The organism is Thermophilibacter sp. ZX-H3, from assembly GCF_052599055.1.
Genome location: NZ_JBQXES010000017.1, coordinates 1 through 1,277 on the forward strand (window position 1 = coordinate 1; position 1,277 = coordinate 1,277).

The following is a 1,277-nucleotide window of genomic DNA, read 5'->3' on the forward strand; positions in this document are numbered from 1 at the left end:
GACAGGCACTTTTGCACGGGCAAACCGTGCAAAAGTGCCTGTCCCCTTTGCACGCCTGGCGCCAGTGGCACGCCAGATAAGCCTGACGCCGTTGGCACGTCACCGCACCCAGCGGTAGCGCGTGGCCCGCGCGGCGCCGACCTTTTCCAGACCGCCGGCCGCCTGAAGGCGCGCGAGCACGCGGTCGAGGGTGCGCGAGCTGATGGTGGGCAGGGCGTCCGCGATCTCGCGCCGGCTCACGGGCTCAAGGCGCCCGGCGATGAAGGCCCGCACGCGCTCCTCGGAGGACCCCTGAGACAGCACCGCCATGCGCTCGTCCAGGTCACGGTAGCAGGCGAGCACCACGCCAAGGAAGTACGTCACATACGGCAGGTAGTCGTTCTCCCCCTCCCGCCAGCCGGCCGAGCTCGCCGCCAGCGCCTCGTAGTACGTCTCCTTGGTGCGCTCGATCTCGTGCTCAAGGGAGACGTAACGCCCCACGTCATAGCCTCCGCGATAGAGCGTCAGCAGCATGAGGAGCCTGCTCATGCGCCCGTTGCCGTCGTTGAACGGATGGATGCTCACAAAGTCGAACGTGAAGAGCGCGCTGGCAAGAAGAACATCGTAGCGACCGTCCTTGACGGCCCGCGCGTATGCGGAGCAGAGGCCCGCCATCGCGTCTGGCGTCTCAAGCGCACTTGTGGGGACGAAGCGCGTAACAAGCATCCCGTTCGGCCCCGTCTCGGCGATGACGTTGTCTGTATCCTTCCAGCGGCCGCCAAAGGTGACGTCCACATAACGGTAGAGGTCGCGATGGAGCTGCAGGATGACGTTTGGGGTCACGTCGATGTGCGCGTGACTCTCGTGAATGAGGTCGAGCACGGCACGGTAGCCCGCTATCTCGCGCTCGTCACGGTTTCTGGGCTGGACGCGCATCTGGACGAGCTCGCGCAAGCGGGCGTTTGAGGTGCGGATGTTCTCGAGGCTGTTTGAGGCGCCCGTGCTCTGGATGCGCGCGATCTCGCGCATCCCCTCGAGCTCGACGGGACGAAGCTCCTGCCTGAGCTCCAGACGTGCCCGGAACGCATGGATGGCCGAGAGGGCGCCGACAACCTCGGGGACCATGAGCTTTGAGAGCTTCCGCTCGTAGTCAAACGCGCACATTTCCCCTCCCTCGAGTATCTCCGCCACCATGGAAGTATCTTCGCCAAATCTATCACATCTGGCGGAGATACTTGTGTGCCAACGGCGTCAGGCTTATTTGGCACGCGGTCCGAGCGTGCCAAATAAGCCTGACG

1 protein-coding gene is annotated in these 1,277 nt (G+C 64.4%); it reads right to left on the reverse strand.

Annotated features, from left to right (window positions below):
- Positions 1 to 99: 99 nt before the first annotated feature.
- Entirely contained in the window at positions 100 to 1,143 is a 1,044-nt protein-coding gene (locus ACULPM_RS08010; RefSeq protein ID WP_445331897.1) for a Fic family protein, read from the reverse strand.
- Positions 1,144 to 1,277: the final 134 nt, after the last annotated feature.